5 protein-coding genes and 4 tRNA genes are annotated in these 4,227 nt (G+C 48.0%); 8 read left to right on the top strand and 1 reads right to left on the bottom strand.

All coding sequences use genetic code 11. From position 1 onward, the window contains the following. From R5268_RS19250 to birA, 3 genes are all read left to right on the top strand, one after another. Positions 1-185: hypothetical protein (locus R5268_RS19250; RefSeq protein ID WP_317420500.1), on the top strand; the 185-nt coding region annotated here is incomplete at its 5' end. A 30-nt stretch (positions 186-215) separates the two neighbouring features. Further along, positions 216-1,253 (top strand): UDP-N-acetylmuramate dehydrogenase, encoded by a 1,038-nt coding sequence (gene murB, locus R5268_RS19255; RefSeq protein WP_317420503.1) that lies wholly within the window; start codon positions 216-218, stop codon positions 1,251-1,253. Continuing rightward, positions 1,250-2,230 (top strand): bifunctional biotin--[acetyl-CoA-carboxylase] ligase/biotin operon repressor BirA, encoded by a 981-nt coding sequence (gene birA, locus R5268_RS19260; RefSeq protein WP_046895396.1) that lies wholly within the window; start codon positions 1,250-1,252, stop codon positions 2,228-2,230. The genes murB and birA overlap by 4 nt, the downstream gene beginning before the upstream one ends. Positions 2,231-2,258: 28 nt before the next feature. Here the strand turns inward: birA and coaA are convergent, their stop codons facing one another. Continuing rightward, positions 2,259-3,203 (bottom strand): type I pantothenate kinase, encoded by a 945-nt coding sequence (gene coaA, locus R5268_RS19265; protein ID WP_004238689.1) that lies wholly within the window; start codon positions 3,201-3,203, stop codon positions 2,259-2,261. Between the two features lie 386 nt (positions 3,204-3,589). Between coaA and R5268_RS19270 the strand changes: the two genes are divergently transcribed. The 5 genes from R5268_RS19270 to R5268_RS19290 form a co-directional block, all read left to right on the top strand. Next, positions 3,590-3,665: transfer RNA gene (locus tag R5268_RS19270), tRNA-Thr, on the top strand. Between the two features lie 16 nt (positions 3,666-3,681). Beyond that, positions 3,682-3,766, top strand: a tRNA-Tyr gene (locus R5268_RS19275). 102 nt (positions 3,767-3,868) lie between these two features. Beyond that, a tRNA-Gly gene (locus R5268_RS19280) sits at positions 3,869-3,943 on the top strand. 6 nt (positions 3,944-3,949) lie between these two features. Then, a tRNA-Thr gene (locus R5268_RS19285) sits at positions 3,950-4,025 on the top strand. 110 nt (positions 4,026-4,135) lie between these two features. Then, positions 4,136-4,227 (top strand): GTP-binding protein (locus R5268_RS19290; RefSeq protein WP_001978617.1); only part of this gene is annotated, 92 nt, incomplete at its 3' end.

Here is a 4,227-nt window from a genome sequence, read left to right on the forward strand (position 1 = left end):
CGAACTCAGAAGTGAAACGCCGTAGCGCCGATGGTAGTGTGGGGTCTCCCCATGTGAGAGTAGGGAACCGCCAGGTTTTATATTTAAAGAAAGCCACTCATCTGAGTGGCTTTTTTGCATTTCTCTCCGGTAAAAATACAAATTTCCGCAATGCTGGGATCCGTGTCTGCGGACTGATAAACTAGCTGCCATATTTGTCAGATGAGTTTTTCATTATGTCCCTCAAACCTGCTGATTCACTCCGTCAGTTACATACATTTGGTATGGAAGCCAACGCCGGTCATATTGACATCGCGGAGACCGTTTCTGATCTCTGCCGGTTATGGCAGGCTGCACAAACAGCAAAATCGCCTTTTCTGTTATTAGGTGGCGGCAGTAACGTACTGTTTACTGCTGATTTTAATGGCTCTGTCGTCGTTAACCGGATTCCGGGCAGGACTGTCCGGGAAACACCTGACGCCTGGCTTATCGAAGCAGGAGCGGGTGAAAACTGGCATGAATTGATCCGCTGGATGCTGGCGAACGGTATTTACGGGATGGAAAATCTGGCATTGATCCCGGGATGTGCCGGTACGGCGCCGATTCAGAATATCGGGGCATACGGAACCGAATTTAAAGATGTATGTGACTATGTGGATATTACTTCTCTGTCAGATGGTAAGACAACGCGCCTGACTGCAGAAGAATGTCGTTTTGGTTATCGTGACAGTATTTTCAAACATGATTATCAGCAGGGATATGCCATCACTGCAGTTGGTCTGAAATTACCGAAAACGTGGAAGCCAAATCTGAGCTACGGTGATTTGAAATCGCTTGATCCCGCCACAGCCACGCCTCAGCAGGTATTTGATATGGTCTGTCAGATGCGTATGAGCAAACTGCCTGATCCGGCTGTAACCGGCAACGCCGGCAGTTTTTTCAAGAACCCGGTAGTCACTGCTGAATGCGCACAAAAAATTAAAGCGCAATATCCGGACTGCCCGCAATATATGGCGGATAACGGAATTAAACTCGCTGCAGGCTGGCTTATCGACCAGTGCCGTCTGAAAGGTCATCAGGAAGGTGGTGCGGCAGTACATATGAATCAGGCGCTGGTATTAATCAATCGCGATAATGCCACAGGGGATGATGTTATCCGTCTCGCACGTTATGTCCGTCAGCAGGTTGCTGCCCGTTTTGGTGTTCAGCTGGAACCGGAGGTCCGTTTTATCGGTGCTGACGGTGAAATCAGTGCCACAGAGGCTATTGCATGAAAGATTACACAGTACCGCTGACGTTGATCGGCATTTTATCAGACGGAGAATTCCATTCCGGCGAACAGCTCGGTGAGCAGTTGGGAATGACGCGTGCGGCAGTTAATAAACATATCCGTACATTACGCGAAATGGGTATAGAAATGGAAACGGTCACCGGCAGGGGCTACCGTCTTTTTGCGCCGATGAACCTGTTACAGCCGGAGGTGATCCGCACGCTCCTGCCCGGCCGGAATGTGGAAGTGCTGCCGGTTATTGGTTCCACCAACCAGCATATGATGGACAAAGTCGGGGAACTGACGTCCGGGGATGCCTGTGTGGCTGAATATCAGTATGCCGGACGCGGCCGCCGTGGCCGGCAGTGGATCTCTCCGTTTGGCCGTAATCTGTACCTCTCTCTGTACTGGCGGCTGGAGCAGGGACCGGCAGCAGCTATCGGGCTGAGCCTGGTGGTGGGCATAGTCCTTGCGGAAACGCTGCATGAGCTGGGCGCGTCCGGTGTAAAAGTAAAATGGCCGAATGACTTATATCTGAATGATAAGAAACTGGCCGGCATCCTCGTTGAACTTCAGGGAAAAACCGGAGATGCTGCTCATGTGGTTATCGGAATCGGCATTAATCTGACGATGGAAAGCAATGGTACAGATCAGATTGGCCAGCAGTGGATCAATCTTCAGCAGTCCGGCATTCAGATTGATCGTAATGTATTATCTTCGGAGTTTATTAAACATCTCACCGATGCATTGCATCTGTTTGAAAAAAGCGGGCTGACGCCGTTTATTGAACGCTGGTATGCTTTTGATAACTATCTCAATCGTGAAGTGAAACTAATTATTGGCGAGCGTGAAGTCTTTGGTGTTTCCCGGGGGATAAACGGACAGGGTGCTTTATTATTAGATCAGTTCGGTGAAATTACGCCCTATATCGGCGGAGAAATATCACTTCGTGGTGTGGATTCAAAAAATAAACCGGCCTGAGCCGGTTTATTTTTAACAGAAAAACTGATTATTTTCTCAGTTTAACATTTGTCACCATGTGATTGGTGCCTTTGGTCATCACCAGGCTGGCCCGCTCTCTGGTCGGCAGAATATTTTCATGCAGATTAAGGCCGTTGATCTCATCCCAGATGGTTGATGCGATACTGACGGCCTCACTTTCCTCAAGTTGTGCATAGTGATGGAAATAGGAGTTCGGATCACTGAATGCACCCTGACGGAATTTCAGGAACCGCCCGATATACCAACTCTTCAGTAATTCTTCCGGTGCATCCACATAGATAGAAAAATCCACAAAATCGGATACAAAGACATGATGCATCGCTTCCGGATAGTCCATTCCGCTCTGCAGCACATTCAGACCTTCCAGAATCACGATATCCGGTTGTTCAACCACTAACTGTTTATCCGGAATAATGTCATAAGTCAGATGCGAATACACCGGCGCCAGAACCCGCGGAGTCCCGGATTTCACTTCTGAAACGAAACGCACCAGGTTATGCATATCATAGGATTCAGGGAATCCTTTCTTCTTCATGATACCGCGTTCATTCAGTACGGAATTGGGATGAAGAAAACCATCGGTGGTAATCAAATCCACTTTGCGATGTTCCGGCCAGCGGCTCAGAAGCGCCTGCAATAACCGGGCTGTGGTACTTTTTCCGACAGAGACACTGCCGGCAATACCAATCACATAAGGGACTTTGGCTTCATTTCTGCCGAGAAACTGCTCCAGCACGGCCTGGCGCCGCAGATTTGAGCTGATATAAAAGTTCAGCAGCCGGGACAGCGGCAGATAAATCGCGATCACTTCATCAATCGAGATTTCATCGTGGATACCGCGCAGATCGTCGATTTCCTGCTCAGATAACGTCATCGGAACGGAGTTACGCAGGGTAGCCCACTGGCTGCGGCTGAAATGGAGATAAGGAGAGAGCGATTTTTCTTTATACATAAACCAACTGCTGCCTTTATTACGCAGGTTGGACAGGTCATTAATACCCGTACCGGCGGAAAATAATTCGCATCATAGCGAGAGATAGGAGTCAGGCGTAGCAATTTTTTTGAAAAAATGCATTTTTTTTGATGCCGGAGGCATAAATTGCATTGCACATGACATAACCAGGTGGTTAAAAATAAGCGAATTATTTACTTTTACGGTAGTTCATCAGTGTGATTGCTGAGAGTGTTAGTGATAAGCATCGCTGCTAATTTGTACATTACCTATTGAAAAAAACAGCAAAATACGGAAGAATGTCCACTTTGTGAGCAAAAGAACAATTTCAGCGATTTTTTTGTTGCATCCTGCGCAAAGTCTCCATAGAATGCGCAGCACTTGATGCCGGCATAGCTCAGTTGGTAGAGCAACTGACTTGTAATCAGTAGGTCCCGAGTTCGACTCTTGGTGCCGGCACCATTTAACAATTTGGAAAGGTGGGATACCCAAGCGGCCAAAGGGAGCAGACTGTAAATCTGCCGTCACAGACTTCGAAGGTTCGAATCCTTCTCCCACCACCATCCAATGTGAATTATTATCCTTGGTGTTTTACTCAACACTCCTTCGATGTAAAATACCCGGGATTCAGTTACAGCAGATTAAAGTCAGGTAGCCGAGTTCACGCGGGCATCGTATAATGGCTATTACCTCAGCCTTCCAAGCTGATGATGCGGGTTCGATTCCCGCTGCCCGCTCCAAGATGTGCTGATATAGCTCAGTTGGTAGAGCGCACCCTTGGTAAGGGTGAGGTCGGCAGTTCGAATCTGCCTATCAGCACCACTTCCGTTGTTCTCCCTTCCTTGATTTTTTTCCCTGTAAATATCCAGACAAGCAACACTGCTTGGTTGATGTGGTGAAACCACCGATTCCGTGTCTTAGAGGGACAACTAATGTCTAAAGAAAAGTTTGAACGTACGAAACCGCACGTTAACGTTGGTACTATCGGCCACGTTGACCACGGTAAAACTACCCTGACTGCTGC

This window comes from Morganella sp. BCCO 40_0007 (assembly GCF_032989665.1).
Classification (GTDB): Bacteria; Pseudomonadota; Gammaproteobacteria; order Enterobacterales; family Enterobacteriaceae; genus Morganella; species Morganella sibonii.